At 65.7% G+C, this 17341-nt stretch carries 12 protein-coding genes and 1 pseudogene; 8 read left to right on the forward strand and 5 right to left on the reverse strand.

Annotated elements, in window-relative coordinates; all coding sequences use genetic code 11:
• Positions 1 to 25 precede the first annotated feature (25 nt).
• Positions 26 to 1492 (forward strand): flippase, encoded by a 1467-nt coding sequence (locus R9B84_RS24375; RefSeq protein ID WP_423762605.1) that lies wholly within the window; start codon positions 26 to 28, stop codon positions 1490 to 1492.
• Positions 1489 to 3957: a glycosyltransferase family 4 protein gene (locus R9B84_RS24380; protein ID WP_423762606.1), complete on the forward strand. Its 2469-nt coding sequence runs from the start codon at positions 1489 to 1491 to the stop codon at positions 3955 to 3957. Before R9B84_RS24375 ends, R9B84_RS24380 begins: the two co-directional genes overlap by 4 nt.
• A gap of 381 nt (positions 3958 to 4338) precedes the next feature.
• Here the strand turns inward: R9B84_RS24380 and R9B84_RS24385 are convergent, their stop codons facing one another.
• Positions 4339 to 5514, reverse strand: a complete 1176-nt coding sequence (locus R9B84_RS24385; protein WP_423762607.1) for an acyltransferase family protein — start codon at positions 5512 to 5514, stop codon at positions 4339 to 4341.
• A gap of 228 nt (positions 5515 to 5742) precedes the next feature.
• On the opposite strand from R9B84_RS24385, the gene R9B84_RS24390 reads away from it, so the two are divergent.
• The 3 genes from R9B84_RS24390 (at position 5743) to R9B84_RS24400 (ending at position 7652) form a co-directional block, all read left to right on the forward strand.
• The gene (locus R9B84_RS24390; RefSeq protein ID WP_006479318.1) at positions 5743 to 5886 is read left to right on the forward strand and encodes a hypothetical protein; all 144 of its coding nucleotides are present in this window, start codon (positions 5743 to 5745) and stop codon (positions 5884 to 5886) included.
• A 230-nt stretch (positions 5887 to 6116) separates the two neighbouring features.
• A complete protein-coding gene (gene galU / locus R9B84_RS24395; RefSeq protein ID WP_047901323.1) occupies positions 6117 to 7004 on the forward strand; it encodes a UTP--glucose-1-phosphate uridylyltransferase GalU in 888 nt (295 codons plus the stop codon).
• Between the two features lie 138 nt (positions 7005 to 7142).
• Entirely contained in the window at positions 7143 to 7652 is a 510-nt protein-coding gene (locus R9B84_RS24400; protein ID WP_423762608.1) for a hypothetical protein, read from the forward strand.
• On the opposite strand, the gene R9B84_RS24405 is transcribed toward R9B84_RS24400, so the two are convergent.
• Positions 7585 to 8703 (reverse strand): acyltransferase family protein, encoded by a 1119-nt coding sequence (locus R9B84_RS24405; protein ID WP_423762609.1) that lies wholly within the window; start codon positions 8701 to 8703, stop codon positions 7585 to 7587. The genes R9B84_RS24400 and R9B84_RS24405 overlap by 68 nt on opposite strands.
• 261 nt (positions 8704 to 8964) lie before the next feature.
• Here R9B84_RS24405 and R9B84_RS24410 point away from each other — a divergent pair, with 261 nt between their 5' ends.
• Both R9B84_RS24410 and R9B84_RS24415 read left to right on the forward strand, forming a co-directional pair.
• Positions 8965 to 9414 (forward strand): HU family DNA-binding protein, encoded by a 450-nt coding sequence (locus R9B84_RS24410; RefSeq protein ID WP_048250463.1) that lies wholly within the window; start codon positions 8965 to 8967, stop codon positions 9412 to 9414.
• A gap of 362 nt (positions 9415 to 9776) precedes the next feature.
• Positions 9777 to 10567: pseudogene (locus R9B84_RS24415) on the forward strand (AadA family aminoglycoside 3''-O-nucleotidyltransferase).
• Between the two features lie 166 nt (positions 10568 to 10733).
• Here R9B84_RS24415 and R9B84_RS24420 read toward each other — a convergent pair.
• The 3 genes from R9B84_RS24420 to R9B84_RS24430 form a co-directional block, all read right to left on the reverse strand.
• Complete coding sequence (locus tag R9B84_RS24420) at positions 10734 to 11207, reverse strand: VOC family protein (RefSeq protein WP_111019926.1); 474 nt, start codon at positions 11205 to 11207, stop codon at positions 10734 to 10736.
• Between the two features lie 385 nt (positions 11208 to 11592).
• A complete protein-coding gene (locus R9B84_RS24425) occupies positions 11593 to 12765 on the reverse strand; it encodes a porin (protein ID WP_423762610.1) in 1173 nt (390 codons plus the stop codon).
• 435 nt (positions 12766 to 13200) lie between these two features.
• Entirely contained in the window at positions 13201 to 14121 is a 921-nt protein-coding gene (locus tag R9B84_RS24430) for a YihY/virulence factor BrkB family protein (RefSeq protein ID WP_423762611.1), read from the reverse strand.
• Between the two features lie 142 nt (positions 14122 to 14263).
• Here R9B84_RS24430 and fdnG point away from each other — a divergent pair, with 142 nt between their 5' ends.
• Positions 14264 to 17335 carry a formate dehydrogenase-N subunit alpha gene (gene fdnG, locus R9B84_RS24435; RefSeq protein ID WP_423762612.1) on the forward strand — a complete coding sequence of 1024 codons (3072 nt, stop codon included), beginning with the start codon at positions 14264 to 14266 and terminating at the stop codon, positions 17333 to 17335.
• Positions 17336 to 17341 lie beyond the last annotated feature (6 nt).

Consider the following 17341-nt stretch of genomic DNA (forward strand, 5'->3'; position numbering starts at 1 on the left):
CGTCGGCGTCACACAAGGCAGAAGCATGGACAAAGGCATACTCAAGAACGTTTCGATCAATTTCATCGGGCTGATCCTGCCGACCTTCGTGTCGCTGGTGACGGTGCCCGCGTATATCCACGCGCTCGGCGTCGAGCGCTACGGCGTCGTCAGCCTCGTATGGACGCTGATCGGCTATTTCGGGATCCTCGATCTCGGGATGAGCATGGCCGCGCAGAACCACATTTCGAAGGCGCTTGCGAGCGGCAACGACGACGAAAGCGCGCGCGTGTTCTGGAGCGCGTTCTGGCTGAATCTCGGCACCGGCATCGTGGGCGGGCTGCTGATCTATTTCGGCGCGTTCGTCTACACCGCGTATTTCACGAAGGTGACGGCCGCGATGCAGCACGAGGTGTATCTCGCGCTGCCGTGGCTCGCGCTCGCGATTCCGCTGGCGAACGTGTCGTGGGTATTCGCCGGCGCGATCAACGGCGCCGAACGGTTCGGCGTGTTCAACACCAACCAGACGATCGGCACGTTCCTGTTCCAGTTGCTGCCGCTCGGCGCCGCATGGTGGATCGCGCCGAACCTGCAGACCGTGCTCGCCGCGGCCGTCGTCGCGCGCCTGATCGCGGCGGTGATGCTCGGCCACGCGAGCATCAAGGTGCTCGGGATCCGGCGCATCGATCCGCCGCAATGGGGCACCGCGAAAGGGCTGTTCAACTTCGGCGGCTGGATGCTGATCGCGAGCACGACGAGCATGATCGCGGACACGCTCGATCGCGTGATGCTCGGCGCCGGCATGGGCGCGAAGTTCGTCACCTACTACACGGTGCCGCAGAACCTCGTCACGCGCCTGAACATGCTGCCGAACGCGCTCGTGCGCACGCTGTTCCCGCGCCTGTCGGCGGTCGGCCGCGACCGCGCGGACACGCTCGCGCGCCAGTCGCTCGAATTCCTGAACGGCGTGTTCACGCCGGTCGGCATCGTCGCGATCTTCGCGCTCGCGCCGTTCCTCACGCTGTGGGTCGGCGCCGATCTCGCCGCGCACTCGGCGCCGGTCGGCCGCGTGCTGGTGATCAGCGTGTGGCTCGTCGGCCAGGCGAGCGTGACGCGCATCCTGATCCAGTCGCAGGTCAACCCGTCCCGCGCGGCATTCGCCGGGCTCGTCCAGATGCCGTTCTTCGTCGGCGGCCTGTGGTTCGGCATTCACCACTTCGGGCTGATCGGCGCGGCGGTGGTCGTCGCGGCGCGTGCGTTCGTCGACTACGGCGTGCTGCTGTACCTGTCGGCGATCCGGATGCGCGCGATCGTGCTCGACATGCTGGCGCACCTGACCTTCCTGCTCGCGAGCCTGTTTCTCGCGCAGGCGTGGCCGGGGCTCGGCGAATCGATCGGCATGTGCGCGATCGTGCTGGTGCTGAACGTCGCGTGGTCGCTCACGATGACGCCGGGGTTGCGCGCGCTCGTGCGCGACCTGTTTGTCCGTCTCAATGCGAGGAAAACGATATGAATCGCGATCTGGCGGAACACGCCGTTTTGAATCTCGCCACCGCCGATGCGGCCGTGGCCGAAGCGGGCGATGCCGCCGCGCTGCGCCGGTCCATGCCGGCCGAGCGGGCCAGCGCGCGCCAGCCGGCGCGCGCGCTGCGCGTGGCGATCGTCCACGACTGGCTCGTCACCTATGCGGGCGCCGAACGCGTGCTCGAACACATCGTCGCGTGCTTTCCCGACGCGGACCTGTTCAGCCTCGTCGATTTCCTCGACGACCGCGCGTTCGTGCGCGGCAAGCCGGTGACGACGTCGTTCATCCAGAAGCTGCCGTTCGCGCGCACCAAGTACCGCAGCTACCTGCCGCTGATGCCGCTCGCGATCGAGCAGCTCGACGTGTCCGAGTACGACCTGGTGATCTCGAGCAGCCACGCGGTCGCGAAGGGCGTGCTGACGGGACCGGACCAGGTGCACATCAGCTACGTGCATTCGCCGATCCGCTATGCGTGGGACCTGCAGCACCAGTACCTGGAGCAGTCGAACCTCACGCACGGGCCGAAATCGCTGCTCGCGCGGATGATCCTGCACTACATCCGCAACTGGGACACGCGCACGGCGAACGCGGTGGACGGTTTCGTCGCGAACTCCGCGTTCATCGCGCGGCGCATCAAGAAGGTTTATCACCGCGATGCGGCGGTGATCTTCCCGCCGGTCGACGTCGACGGTTTCTCGCTGAACGCGGTCAAGGACGATTTCTACCTGACCGCGTCGCGGATGGTGCCGTACAAGAAGATCGACCTGATCGTCGAGGCGTTCTCGAAGACGCCCGAGCGCAAGTTGGTCGTGATCGGCGACGGCCCCGAGATGCAGAAGATCCGCGCGAAGGCCGGCCCGAACGTCGAGATCATGGGCTACCAGCCGTTCGCGGTGCTGCACGACCGGATGCGGCGCGCGAAGGCGTTCGTGTTCGCGGCCGAGGAGGATTTCGGGATCTCGGTCGTCGAGGCGCAGGCCTGCGGCACGCCGGTGATCGCGTACGGCAAGGGCGGTGCGCTCGAAACCGTGCTCGACCCGCAATCGAACGCGAACCCGACCGGGCTGTTCTTCGACGAGCAGACGCCGCACGCGATCGTCGCGGCCGTCGACGATTTCGAGCGTGCGCCGCAGCGCTTCACGCCGAACGCATGCCGCGCGAACGCGGAGCGGTTTTCCGCCGACACGTTCCGGCGGCGCTTTCTCGACTATGTCGAGGCCACGCTGCCCGGCTCGACCGCGCAGCGCGGCACGGCCGTCGCGCCGATGCCGGCCGCGCGCGGCCCGGCGACGCTCGTGCTCGACCAGAGCGGCGTGCTCGGCGGCGCCGAGCTGTCGCTGCTCGAGATCATGAAGCACATGCGCGCGAACGCAGACGTGCTGCTGTTCGACGACGGCCCGTTCCGCGCGGCGCTCGACGAGATCGGCGCACGCGTCGACGTGGTCGACCAGGGCGAGCTCGCGGGCGTGCGCAAGCAGGGCGGCGTGTCGGTCGGCGCATTGAAACAGCTCGTGCGGCTCGTGCGCGACGTCGCACGGCGCGCGCGACGCGCCGAGGTGATCTACGCGAACACGCAGCGCGCGATGGTGGTCGCCGCGCTGGCCGGGCGGCTCGCGCGCAAGCCGGTGGTCTGGCATCTGCGCGACATCGTCAGCACTGACCATTTCGGCGGCAAGCAGTTGCTGGCGATCAAGTACTGCGCGCGGCTGGGCGTCACGCGCGTGATCGCAAACTCCGACGCGTCCGCGCAGGCGTTCCGCACGCTGACGGGCTTCACGCCGCAGCACGTCGACGTCGTGTTCAACGGCATTTCGGCCGAGCCGTTCGATGCGCTGGAAGGCGTCAGCCAGGCTGCGCTGCGCGCGCGCCTCGGGCTGCCGCAGGATGCGTGGCTCGTCGGCTCGTTCAGCCGTCTCGCGCGCTGGAAGGGGCAGCACGTGCTGCTGGAGGCCGCCGCGCGGCATCCGGACATGCACGTGGTGCTGGTCGGCGCGCCGCTGTTCGGCGAGGACGAATACGCGGCGCAGCTGCACGAAACCGTCGTGCGGCACGGGATGGACGAGCGCGTGCATTTCCTCGGGTTCCAGCGCGACGTGGCCGCGTGCATGACGGCGGTCGACGTCGTTGCGCACACGTCGATCACGCCGGAGCCGTTCGGGCGCGTGATCGTCGAAGGGATGCTCGCGCGCCGGCCGGTCGTCGCGGCCCGCGCGGGCGGCGTCGTCGAGATCATCGAGGACGGCGACAACGGGCTGCTCTGCGAGCCGGGCGATGCGACCGCGCTGGCCGACGCGCTGGATACGCTGAAGCGCGACGGCGCGCTGCGCGAGCGGCTCGTCGCGAGCGGGCGCGCGACGGCGGTGCGCCGGTTCGGCACCGAGACCTACGTGGAGCGGGTCGAGAAGATCCTCGCGGATACGGCGAAGGCCGCGAAAGCGAAGAAGACATCGTAGCCGACGGCGCCAGCCGGCGGGAAACGAGCCCTCATGCGGCGTTGCGCTGCGTGGGGGCTTCGTTTTTCAGCGGGCATGGTTGGGTCGGGCGAGTGGCGGGTGGGCAGTTGCGTGCCGTGTCGCGCGCGGGATCGACCGGTTGCCGCTTCGATCGGGATCGTGCTGCTGACGGCGCTGCAAGGCGGTCAGGCGGCGCCGGGACGAATCCGATAAGGGGTGCCCCAGGGCAGGCGCATTGCAACCGGACAGGCGGCCGTCACGCGCGCCGGCATGCAGGGTTGGTTGCATACCCGCCCGACCGGCCATGAAACCGTGCCCACCATGAAAAAGCCCCCGCGCAGCGAAACGCCGCGCGGGGGCTCCGGAACCGGTCCGGCCGGATCAGACAGCCCGTTCGGGCGCCGGCGCAACGACGCGGGCGGGGCGCGACGGCTTGAAGCTGGCCGACCACATCATCGCCGGCCGTTCGAACATCCGGTAGAACAGGTACGCGACCGGGATCGCGGCGGCCATGAACGCCATCGACGGCCAGATCGACAGTTGCAGTTCGGAGTGGAACAGCACCGAGCCGAGGCAGACGAACAGCGGCAGGTGGATCAGGTACAGCGAGTAGCTGAAGTCGCCGAACCAGCCGAGCATGCGCAGCGGCGGCGTCGGGCGCGGCGGGCGCGCGAGCGCGCGGTACAGGAAGCACGCGAAGCCGGCCGACCAAAGCTGAAATGCACCGTACTGGCCGAAATGGAACGCGCCGCAGCCGCCGGCCAGCAGCACGGCGGCCGCGACGTACCACGCGCGCGACGGCACGCCGGCCGCGCCGCGCGCCTGCTGCGCGCGCACGTCGGCGATCCATGCGCCGATCGTCCAGGACAGCCAGTACGACGTGAAGAACTGCAGGTCGTGCCGTTCGAGCAGCCATGCCGACGCGACGTTGACGAGCGCGACCGCGGCCACGACGGCCGGCATGCCGATGCGCCGGCGCAGCGCGAACAGCAGCGGATAGATCGCGTAGAACTGCACTTCGAGCGACAGCGTCCACAGCGCGCCGTTCGACCCGTACGTATAGCCGGCGACGCCCTGCAGCGAGAACAGGTTCACGAGGAATGCCGTGATGCCGACGTCGCGGATCTTGTGGCTGACCGGCTCGATCTGCAGGCTGACCGCGTCGAGCGCGAGCGTGAACAGCAGCGCGGCGAGCAGCACCGGGTAGATGCGCGCGAACCGGCGTGCCCAGAAGTTGGGCGCGTCGAGCCGGTACGTGGGATCGGCCGCGAGCTTGAGCGCCGCGTTGCGGTGGATGCAGTAGCCGCTGATCACGAAGAAGATCGGTACGCCGGCGGACCCCCACGCGAACGGGAAGGTCAGGTAGCCGACGATCACGCTCGGGTCGAGTGCGCGACCGTAAGCGTGATGGAAGGTCTGCATGCCGACCCACACGACCTGGCGGCAGTGGAAATAGGCGACGAGCAGCGCCGCGAAGCCGCGCATCGCGTCGATGACGTGTTCCTTGTGATCGGCGACGGGCGGCGCGGTCAGAGACGATCCGCTAAAAGCTTGCATGCGATTCGATTCCTTGCGACGGATGGAGGGGAAGACGGATGAACGGGAAGTCTCATCGTAATGCGCAAGAATTCGATCAATGAATAAAAAAATCTCGCCCGGAAATAACGGAATCCCGCATGATGGTTTTATCGGCGTTCTGAAAGCGGTTCCGCGGGCGCGTCAATTATTTGCCGATTTTTTTCTGATAGTTTGAAGCTCCAGTTGATTGATGCAAGGAGCGGCAAGATGGACATGCATTGGATCGCGAGCGCGGCAGTACTGCTGGTCATGGCCGTGCTGTCGGCGTACCGCGAGGCGCTGAAGAACGAGCCGATTCGCCCGGGCCTCGAACGGGGCGGCGTGCCCTATATCGAGGAATTCGAATCGTAAGAATTTGTATCCGGAAAATCGGTAATTTGTTTCTGCTTCGGCACGCGGTCCGGCAATATCGACCGGGTTGAAAGGATTATATTTTTTTCGGAATCATTGGGCAATCAGTCCATATCGAAAATGAGCGGAGCGGAATTGGCAGTGCCGTCGATTCTCGATATGCCGTTCGGAACACAATCGCGCCGGGTCGCAGGTCGACGCGGCGCAGTCAACGCAATCAGGATGCGAACATGTTGAAAGTCACCAAGGCCGTGTTCCCCGTTGCCGGTCTCGGCACGCGGTTCCTCCCGGCAACGAAGGCGAGCCCGAAGGAAATGTTGCCCGTCGTCGACAAGCCGCTGATTCAGTACGCGGTCGAGGAAGCGATCAACGCCGGTATCACCGAGATGATCTTCGTCACCGGGCGCAGCAAGCGCGCGATCGAGGATCACTTCGACAAGTCGTACGAGATCGAGGCCGAACTCGAGGCGCGCGGCAAGGAAAAGCTGCTCGAACTCGTGCGCGGCATCAAGCCGAGCAACGTCAACTGCTTCTACGTGCGCCAGCCGGAAGCGCTCGGCCTCGGCCATGCGGTGCTGTGCGCGGAAAAGCTCGTGCACGGCGAGCCGTTCGCGGTGATTCTCGCCGACGACCTGCTGCACGGCGAGCAGCCGGTGCTCAAGCAGCTCGTCGACGTGTTCGACCATTATCACAGCTCGGTGATCGGGGTCGAGACGATCCCGCGCGAGGACAGCCGCTCGTACGGCGTCGTCGAAGGCCGCGAATGGGAAGAGGACATCATCAAGCTGTCGGGCATCATCGAGAAGCCCGCGCCCGAGGATGCGCCGTCGAATCTCGGCGTGGTCGGCCGTTATGTGTTCATGCCGACGATCTTCGATCACCTGCGCAAGCTCAAGCCGGGCGCAGGCGGCGAACTGCAACTGACCGACGCGGTCCAGACGCTGCTCGCGAACGAGCAGGTGCTCGCGTACCGCTACTACGGCACGCGTTTCGACTGCGGCAGCAAGATCGGCTATCTCAAGGCGACCGTCGAGCTCGCGCTCCAGCATCCGGAAGTGAGCCGCGAATTCGAGGCGTACCTGCGTACCTGCTTGCCCGCGCTGGCTGCTGTCGCGTAAGCAGCCGCGCGCTCCGTTGTTTCAGGTGGTGGTTGTTCCGTTGGCCCCGGCCGCTCAGGCGCCGGGGCTTTTTTGCATGTGCCGGTGCGCGATCGTGGTGCGTGCGGCCGGTTTGTCGTGTTGTTCCGCGTGTCGTGTATGGAGCGAAGCGCCCCCGCGCGGTCCGGCGTCATGCTTGAACCCGGTGCCGAAGTGCTCGCCCGGGTGAACGCTCCGGCGGTGTCGTTGCACGGTGCATGTCGAGGTTCGCGCGGGCACCGGTTTCGCCGGGGTGGGGCAATGAAGCAGCGCCGCGGCGCGTCAGTTTTTCGACGCTGCCTGTATCGAGGCTTTCCCGCGCATTTCCAGTTCGGTATATTCCGCTTCCGCTTCCGCTTCCGCTTCCGCTTCCGCTTCCGCTTCCGCTTCCGCTTCCGCTTCCGCTTCCGCTTCCGCTTCCGCTTCCGCTTCCGCTTCCGCTTCCGCTTCCGCTTCCGCTTCCGCTTCCGCTTCCGCTTCCGCTTCCGCTTCCGCTTCCGCTTCCGCTTCCGCTTCCGCTTCCGCTTCCGCTTCCGCTTCCGCTTCCGCTTCCGCGTGGCGCTCAACGCGCCGACGTGCTCGGCCGCGCGTCGAAGTGCCGGGCCAGCATCGCGGCGATCGGCTTCTTGAAGTCGAGCAGCCTTTTTTCGAGATAGCGCCAGGACAGGTGCGCGAGCAGCACGGCGAGCGCGAATTGCAGCATCTCGGGCAGCGCTTCGCGGACGATTTCCGGCATCGGCACGTGCGCGACGAGCGTGGGCATCACGCCGAAGCGCGTCGGAATCAGGTTGTGGAACAGGTAGAAGCCGTAGCTGATCGTGCCGAGATAGGCGAGCGGCGCCCAGTCGAGCAGCGCCACGACGGGATGCTCGGGTTCGCTGACGATCCACAGCATCAGCGCGCCGAGCGACGCGGACAGGCCGAGATCCGCGAGCCCCGCGACCGCGTCGGGCAGCGCCGTGCACGCGGGCAGTGCGAGGAAAAACACGACGCCTGCCGCACCGAGCCAGCCGGGCGGAATGCGGCGCATGGCGGCCGGGCCGTGATCGGCAAGCGCGATCGCGCCGACGCCGCCGAGCGCGATCAGCGCGAAATTCCACGGGGAAAACGCGTAGATCAGCACCGGCGACGCGTCGGACAGGTAGAGCGCGAGATGCGCGAGCGCGCACAGCGCGACGGCCGCGACGCCGAGCGCGACGTGCCGCGCGGCGGGCACCGCGAGCAGCGCGAGCGGCGCGATCAGATAGAACTGCTGTTCAACCGCGAGGCTCCAGAAGTGCGACGTGGAGCCCGGCCAGCCGTCCTTGACGACGCCGATCCAGTAATTCGACAGGAATACCGCGTGCCACGCGAGCCCGAGGTTGACGCCGCGCTGGTAGAAGAGCGCGTGCGCGATCGCGAGCGCGGCGAGCAGCAGGTAGTACACGGGGAAGATCCGCAGCGCGCGCTTCGCGAGGAACAGCGCGAGCGCGTGGCGGCGCGTCATGGTGGCGCACTCGAGCGCCTGGCGGTTGCGATGCAGTTCGCCGACGATCAGGAATCCGCTGATGAGGAAAAACGTCCACACGCCAAGCTTGCCCACGTCGACGGCAAGCACGTGGCCTTTGTGGGACAGGAAAACGAGGATGACGGCGATGGCTCGCAGGCCGTCGAGTCCTTTGATATATCTGGATTCGCGCATGGAGGCATCCGGGCATTGAGCGAGCCCAGTATAGGTGCGCAAATATCGAACGTAATTCACGTTCGGGCGCATACGTGAAGGCGTTTTTCGACGCTCGAGCGTCGTTGAAGTCGGTCGCGCGCAACAAAACCTGCGGGAAACCCCGCGAAAACGCATAAAAGTACTGCACGAAGCGTCAAGGCGCTTGTAGAATCCGGCGTTGAAGCGCGCGCATTGCACGCTTCGTGTATCCAACGAACGACCACACCTGGTAGGAGAAACATGGCGACTTCCGCAAAAAAGGTGGCCAAGAAGGCTGCCGCCGCACCGGCCAAGAAAGTGGCTGCTAAGAAAGTAGCGCCCGCGAAGAAAGTAGTGGCCAAGAAGGCCGCCGTCGCGAAGGCGCCCGCTGCTCCGACGCCGCTGAAGGACAAGTTCACGAAGGCATCGCTCGCAACGCACATCGCTGAGCGCGCGGCCGTGGAAGTGAAGGCGGTCAAGGCAGTGCTCACCGCACTCGAGAACGTCGTGCTGGGCTCGGTCCACAAGAAGGGCGCAGGCGAGTTCACGCTGCCGGGTCTGCTGAAGATCACGGCACAAGTCGTGCCGGCGAAGAAGAAGCGCTTCGGCAAGGATCCGTTCACGGGCGAAGAGCGTTGGTTCCCGGCGAAGCCGGCCAGCGTGCGCGTGAAGGCACGTGCGCTGAAGAAGCTGAAGGACGCGGCAGCGTAATGCCGCGCAACGGCTGCCGATGCATGTCGGCAGCCGTTGCGATGTCCTGCGATCCCCGTACGCGAAAGCGTGCGGGGATTTTTATTGCGCTGCGCAAATCGTGCGGCAGCGAATGCGCGAAGCGGCGGCGATGTGCGGTTCGATGCGTGACGCGTGACGCGTGACGCGTGACGCGTGACGCGCGGCGAATGGCGTGCCGCGCATGCGCAATGCCGAACGGCGAATCCTCATTCGCGCGGGCCGTTGTTCCGTCGCCGCCCGTCGCGCTCGTCGCTTCCGCTGCGCCCGTTGCGCCCGTTGCGGACATTGCGGACATTGCGCACATTGCACCCGACGAGTGCGCATCGTGAGGCCCACGCATCGTGACTGAATTCGTCCCGCCCGAGATCGCCGGACAGGTTGCCGCCGCGCGTGCCGCGATCGAGCGGCATCTCGGTGCGACGCTGGATGCAATCCACCTGTTCGGCTCGTCGCTCGACGGCGGCTTGAAACCGCGCAGCGACATCGACCTGCTGGTGACGGTGGCGACACGGCCCGACGAAACGACGCGGCGCGCGCTGATGCTCGACCTGCTCGCTGCGTCGGCGCCGCCCGGTTGCGCAGGTGGCATGCGCCCGCTGGAGGTCACGTCGTCGCGCACGGCGACGTGGTGCCGTGGCGTCATCCGGCGCGGCGCGAACTGCAGTTCGGCGAGTGGCTGCGCCGCGACCTCGAAGCCGGCATCGTCGAACCGGCGCTCGCCGATCACGATCTGGCGATCCTGTTGACGAAGGCGCGGCAGCACAGCGTCGTGCTGGTCGGGGCGCCTGCGACCGAGTTGTTCGAGCCGGTGCCCGAGCGCGACTTCGTCGCCGCGCTTCTCGCTACCGTTGCGCAGTGGAATGCCGAACCGGACTGGCACGGCGACGAGTGCAACGTGGTGCTCGCGCTCGCGCGCATCTGGTACAGCGCGGAAACCGGCAGGATCGTGCCCAAGGACGTCGCCGCGGCGTGGGTGCTGGAGCGCCTGCCGGATGCGTACCGGCCCGTTGTGGCGGCCGCGCGCGCCGCCTATCTCGGTGGCGAAGCGGGCGCGGCGATCCTCTCGGGCGAACCCCTCGCCGCGTTCATCGGCTACGCGCGGCGGACCGTCGAATCGATGCTGTCGGCATAGCGGCGGATGCCTCGGTGCGCGCGATCGACTTGCAGGCCGGCACACCGCGGATCATGAGCGTTTTCGCAGCCACCGCACGCGCAAGCGGCCGATCCGGGCGCTCGCCGGCGACTCGCGACGCGCTTGACCGGCGTGCCGTCACGCATCCGCAGCGCGACGTGCTTCGTCAACCCGCCGTGCCCGCATAGGCAGCCTTCAGCGCGGCGTCGTCGAACTTGGTCATCTGCATCATCGCTGCGGCCACGCGTGCCGCCTTGACCGCGTCGCGATCGGCCATCATCGGGATGAGCGCTTCCGGCACGATCTGCCACGATACGCCGTAGCGGTCTCTGAGCCAGCCGCAGCCGTCGGCCGTGCCGCCGTTGTCGAGCAGGGCGCTCCAGTAGCGGTCGAGTTCCGCCTGGTCGGCGCAACTGACCAGCAGCGAGATCGCGTGATTGAACGTCTCCGTGCGCGGGTGGCTCATCGCGATGAACGGCTGCCCGAACAGTTCGAACTCGACCATCCGCGTACCGTCGGTGCCGGACACCGACGTGACGCGCACGACGCGCGAATCCGGAAAGATGCCTGCATAGAAGGCCGCTGCTTCTTCGGCTTCCGTCGAGTACCAGAGAAAAGGCGTGATCTTCTGAATCGTCATGGCGAATCTCCTGTCCGTATTGGCCGGGGTGTAAACCGCGCGCCGCCATCGATACGAAGGACGACGGCCGCCGAAATCGACACGCGGGGGGAATGGGCGTCGCGCCGGGTGAGCGGCGCCGACAGTGCGGATGGTAGTCGCCTGGGGGAAAGATGGCGACCTGCCCGGAGATCCGGAAGCGGCGTTTGCGACGCTTTGCAGCCGCCAGGCGCCGCTGCGGGTGCGCCGACGTGCGTTGGCACCGGCTTCGTACGCCGGCCCGTGCAGGCGCTGCGGGCGCGCGGGAGACGGACGAAAAAAAAGCCAGCCAAGGCCGAAACCGGGGCTGGCTTTCCAGTTCGGCGGCAAGGCGTCGGAGACGCCATGCACGCCGGATACATCGTTTTTAGAACTTGTGGCGCAGGCCGAGAGCGACCAGTTCTTGCGACTTCGTGCCGCCGTAGCCGTACGAGCCGATCGAGGCTTGTGCGGTTTGCGTCGTCGTGCCGTTGACGCGTTGCGTGCCGCTGGCGTGCTGGTAGCCGCCGATCAGGTAGACGTCCGTGCGCTTCGACAGCGAGTAGTCCGCGCCCAGCGAAACCTGGTGGTACTTCGCGTCCGTATCGCCGCTCGCCTTCGTGTATGCGTAGCCGAGGCCCAGCAGCAGCGCCGGCGTTGCCTGGTAGTTCACGAATGCGCGGCCGGTGTTGAACTTCTCGGTGGTCGTGAATGCCGACAGGCCGTCCGCCTTGTACTGCGAGTTGCTGTAGCCGAGGCCGAACGTCACCGGGCCGATTGCGTACTGGCCGGCAACTTGCGCGATATTGATCGCCTTCGCCGTTGCGTATGCGCCGACGATCGGGTTGTTCGAGACGTCGAGGCCGGTAGCCGTCGGGCTCGTCCAGCCGCCCGTGCCGTCCGTGGCGATCGTGCGATTGTTGCCGTTCTGCACGCGCAGGAAGCCTGCTGCGACGCCGATCGGGCCATTGTTGTAGGCTGCCGCTGCACTCCACGTCTGGCCTTGGCCCGGATGGCCGGCAACGCCGCCCAGCGCATACATGCCTTCGACCTGGAAGCCTGCGAAGACCGGCGACACATACTTGATCGCGTTGTTGACGCGGATGCTGTTGTCGTTGTTGTCGACGTCGCCCGGCGTGGCCATGATGCTGCCGAAATAGTTGTCACCCGTCACGGCCTGAACCATGTCGACCGTCGGGTCGTACTGGCGACCCAACGTCAGCGTACCGTACTGGGCGTGGTCCAAACCGACATACGACTGACGGCCGAACATGCGGCCACCTTGGTTGAGCTTGCCCGTGCCGACGTCAAAACCGTTTTCCAACTGGAAGATTGCCTTCAGGCCGCCACCCAGATCTTCCGTACCCTTCAAGCCCCAGCGCGGACCTTGCAGGTTACCCGACAGCATTTGCCACGAGTTGATGGCCTGACCGCTGTTGCCATGGACAAATGCGATCGACGTATCGATCACGCCGTACAGCGTCACGCTCGACTGAGCCTGGGCAGCGCCAGCGGCGCCCAGCAGGGCGAGCGAGAGGGTCGAGAGAGCGAGTTTCTTCATCGTTGAGTTTCTCCACGCAAGTGATTCATCGTTATTTGTTGCGGATTGGAGAATAGCTCAGTGCCATAGACGCAAGAAAGCTTAAAAAATAAAGTGTCTCGAAAAGGTAACAGCGTCAAAAAGTCTATATATATCAAGCACATCAACGACCGTTCCTATTTTTGAAATAGTTGACAGTTGCTGCGGTGCGATTGTTTCAATGTTTGGTGCGCATCGCGGCAGACGCCCCGTTTCGGCCGGTTGGAGCAGCGAAATGAGCGCTTGCAAACGTTTGCCGTTGCGGCTTCGAGCGCGACGATGTGCCAAGAACGCATCGACGCCGCGCAAATGCGCGGCGGGCTGCGTGGTTGACGGGAGTCCGGCGGGCGTGGGGGAGGCAACTTCGCGGCGCGCGCGATGGCGGTGCGCAGCCGCTTTGTGGAGGAGGCGGGCGAATCAGTCGCCGCGCATGCGATCGGTTTGAGCGGGGACGGCCGGCGCGGTGCCGGCGGGCCGATGCGCGTTGCCGCGGGCCGCCGCGAATTCCGCGCCGAGCAGCAGCACGATCGCAGAGAAGTACAGCCACATCAGCAGGACCGCGAACGATCCGGCCGCGCCGAACGCACTGGCCGTGCCCGCATGCGCGAGGTACAGCGCGAACAGTTTCTTGCCGCCGGAGAACAGGATCGCGGACACGATGCCGCCGACCGCGGCGTCGCGCCACGCGACACGCGCATCGGGCAGGAACTTCATCAACGCGGCGAATGCGGCCGCGAGCACCGCGATGCCGACGAAAAACTGCACGAGGTTCGTGACGACGACATACGGCGAATTGCCGAGCAGCCAGGTGCCGACGAACGTGATCGCGGTGTCGAGCACGAGCGACACGATCAGCAGGAACGCGACGCCGAGCACGAGCCCGAACGAGATCAGCCGCACGCGCACGAGCCCGAGCATGCTCGACCAGCGGTTTTCGGTAGCCGGCCAGATCACGCTGAGCGCGGCGCTGAGCGACGCGAACGTGGCCGACGCGCCGATCGCGAGCGCGGCGAACGAGATCAGCGTCGCGAGGCCGCCGCGCTCGCCAGCGCGGTGTGCGTTCTGCACGATCGACTGGATGCTGGCCGCCGCGTCGTTGCCGATCAACTGGTGCGCCTGTTCGAACACCTGGCCGCGCGCGGCGTCGTCGCCATAGAACCAGCCGGCCACCGCGATCACCATCACGAGCGTCGGCGCAAGCGAGAACGCGGAGAAAAACGCGATGCCCGCGGCCATCGCGGAGCAGCGGTCGGACGAGAAGCGCTTGAATGCGGTGAGGGCCCAGTTGGCCTGTCGTTGGGCGAGGCGGGTCGCCTCGGTGGTGATCTGTCGTTTCATGAAGTATCGGTCGAGATGCCGTGCGGCGGTCACCGTTGGTAATCGGACAATTCAGCATTGATCCGAAGATTCGAACATAGTTGCGTGGACTGTCTATAATTCCTTACAGTTTCCTCACCCCCACAATAACGCCGAGACCGCCATGCTACAAATGTCCCGGCGCCAGTTCCTGAAGGTGACGGCCACGTCGCTTGCCGGATCGAGTCTTGCCCTGATGGGCTTTTCTCCATCCGAAGCGCTTGCCGAAGTCCGACAGTACAAGCTGGCGCGCACAGTCGAAACGCGCAACACCTGTCCTTACTGTTCAGTGGGTTGCGGCATCCTCATGTACAGCCTCGGAGACGGCGCGAAGAATGCGAAGCCGAGCATCATCCACATCGAGGGCGATCCCGACCATCCCGTCAATCGCGGCACGCTGTGCCCGAAGGGCGCGAGCCTGATCGACTTCATCCACAGCCCGAACCGCCTGACGCACCCCGAATACCGGGCGCCCGGCTCGGACAAGTGGGAACCCATCTCGTGGAATGACGCGCTCGACCGCATCGCGAAGCTGATGAAGGCCGACCGCGACGCGAACTTCGTCGAGACGGCGGAAGACGGCGCGAAGGTCAACCGCTGGCTCACGACCGGCATGCTGGCCGCATCGGCGGGCAGCAACGAGGTCGGCTACCTGACGCACAAGGCTGTCCGCAGTCTGGGGATGCTCGTATTCGACAATCAGGCGCGTGTCTGACATGGCCCGACGGTGGCAGGTCTTGCCCCGACGTTTGGCCGTGGAGCGATGACGAACCATTGGGTCGACATCAAGAACGCGGACGTGATTCTCGTGATGGGCGGCAATGCAGCCGAGGCCCATCCGTGCGGTTTCAAGTGGGTAACGGAGGCGAAGGCGCACCGCAAGGCGCGGCTGATCGTCGTCGACCCGCGCTTTACGCGTACGGCCTCGGTGGCCGACTACTACGCGCCGATTCGCACCGGCACCGACATCGTCTTCCTGGGCGGCGTCATCAACTATCTGCTGACGAACGACAAGATCCAGCATGAGTATGTGAAGAACTACACGGACTTCACGTTCATCGTGCGCGAGGATTTCGCGTTCAACGACGGCATCTATTCCGGCTATGACGCGGAGAAGCACGCGTACCCGGACAAATCGAGCTGGGACTACGAGCGCGGCGACGACGGTTTCGCGAAGGTCGACCCGACGCTGCAGCATCCGCGCTGCGTGTACAACATGCTGAAGCAGCACTACGCGCGCTATACGCCGGACATGGTCGAGCAGACCTGCGGCACGCCGAAGGAGAAGTTCCTGAAGGTGTGCGAGATGCTCGCGACCACGGCCGTGCCCGGCCGCGCCGGCACGATCCTGTACGCGCTCGGCTGGACCCACCACTCGATCGGCGCGCAGATGATCCGCACCGGCGCGATGGTGCAGCTGCTGCTCGGCAACATCGGCATCGCCGGCGGCGGGATGAACGCGCTGCGCGGCCACTCGAACATCCAGGGGTTGACCGACCTCGGGCTGATGTCGAACCTGCTGCCGGGCTACATGACGCTGCCGATGCAGGCCGAGCAGGATTTCGACGGCTACATCAAGAAGCGCACGCAACTGCCGCTGCGGCCGAACCAGTTGAGCTACTGGAAGAACTACAAGGCGTTCCACGTCAGCTTCATGAAGTCGTGGTGGGGCGATGCGGCCACCGCCGAGAACAACTGGGGCTACGACTACCTGCCGAAGCTGGACAAGCAGTACGACCTGCTGCAGGCGATCGAGCTGATGAATGCCGGCAAGATGAACGGCTACATCTGCCAGGGCTTCAACCCGCTCGCGGCGGCGCCGTCGAAGGTGAAGACGGCTGCGGGGCTCGCGAAGCTGAAGTGGCTCGTCATCATGGATCCGCTCGCGACCGAGACGTCCGAGTTCTGGAAGCATCACGGCGACTACAACGACGTCGATGCGTCGAAGATCCAGACCGAGGTGTTCCGTCTGCCGACCACGTGTTTTGCGGAGGAAAACGGCTCGCTCGTGAGTTCGAGCCGCGTGCTGCAATGGCACTGGAAGGGCGCGGAGCCGCCGGGCGACGCGAAGAGCGATCTCGAGATCATGTCCGGGTTGTTCCTGCGCATGCGCAAGATGTACCAGACGGACAGCGGCAAGTATCCGGACCCGATCGTGAACCTCACCTGGTCGTACGCGAACCCGGAAAGCCCGACCCCCGAAGAGCTCGCGATGGAGTTCAACGGAAAGGCGCTCGCCGATCTGCCCGATCCGAAGGACCCGACCAAGACGCTCGTGAAGAAGGGCGAGCAGCTCGCCGCGTTCGCGCAATTGAAGGACGACGGCACGACCGCGAGCGGCTGCTGGATCTTCTGCGGCGCCTGGACGCAGGCCGGCAACCAGATGGGGCGGCGCGACAACTCGGATCCGACCGGCATCGGCCAGACGCTGAACTGGGCGTGGGCGTGGCCGGCGAACCGGCGGATCCTGTACAACCGCGCATCGTGCGACGTGAACGGCAAGCCGTTCGACTCGACCCGCAAGCTGATCGGCTGGAACGGCAAGGCGTGGGCGGGCCCCGATATCCCGGACTTCAAGGCAGACGAACCGCCCGAGAACGGGATGGGGCCGTTCATCATGAACCCGGAAGGCGTCGCGCGCTTCTTCGCGCGGGCGGGGATGAACGAAGGTCCGTTCCCCGAGCACTACGAGCCGTTCGAGACTCCGATCGGCACGAACCCGCTGCACCCGAACAACCCGCAGGCGCTGAACAACCCGGCCGCCCGCGTGTTCCCGGACGACCGCGCGTCGTTCGGCAAGGCGCCGGAGTTCCCGCACGCCGCGACGACTTACCGCCTGACCGAGCACTTCCACTACTGGACCAAGCATGCGCGGCTGAACTCGATCATCCAGCCCGAGCAATTCGTCGAGATCGGCGAAGACCTCGCGAAGGAAGTCGGCGTCGCGCATGGCGAGCGCGTGAAGGTGTCGTCCAAGCGCGGCTACATCATCGCGGTCGCGCTCGTCACGAAGCGGATCAAGCCGCTGACGGTCGACGGCAAGAAGGTCCAGACGGTCGGCATCCCGTTGCATTGGGGCTTCAAGGGTCTGACGAAGCCCGGCTATCTCGCCAATACCCTGACTCCGTCCGTGGGTGACGGCAACTCGTACACACCGGAATTCAAGTCGTTCCTGGTGAAGGTCGAAAAGGCGTAAGGGGAA

Origin of the sequence: Burkholderia sp. NLJ2, assembly GCF_049487195.1 — a bacterium.
Classification (GTDB): domain Bacteria; phylum Pseudomonadota; class Gammaproteobacteria; order Burkholderiales; family Burkholderiaceae; genus Burkholderia; species Burkholderia pyrrocinia.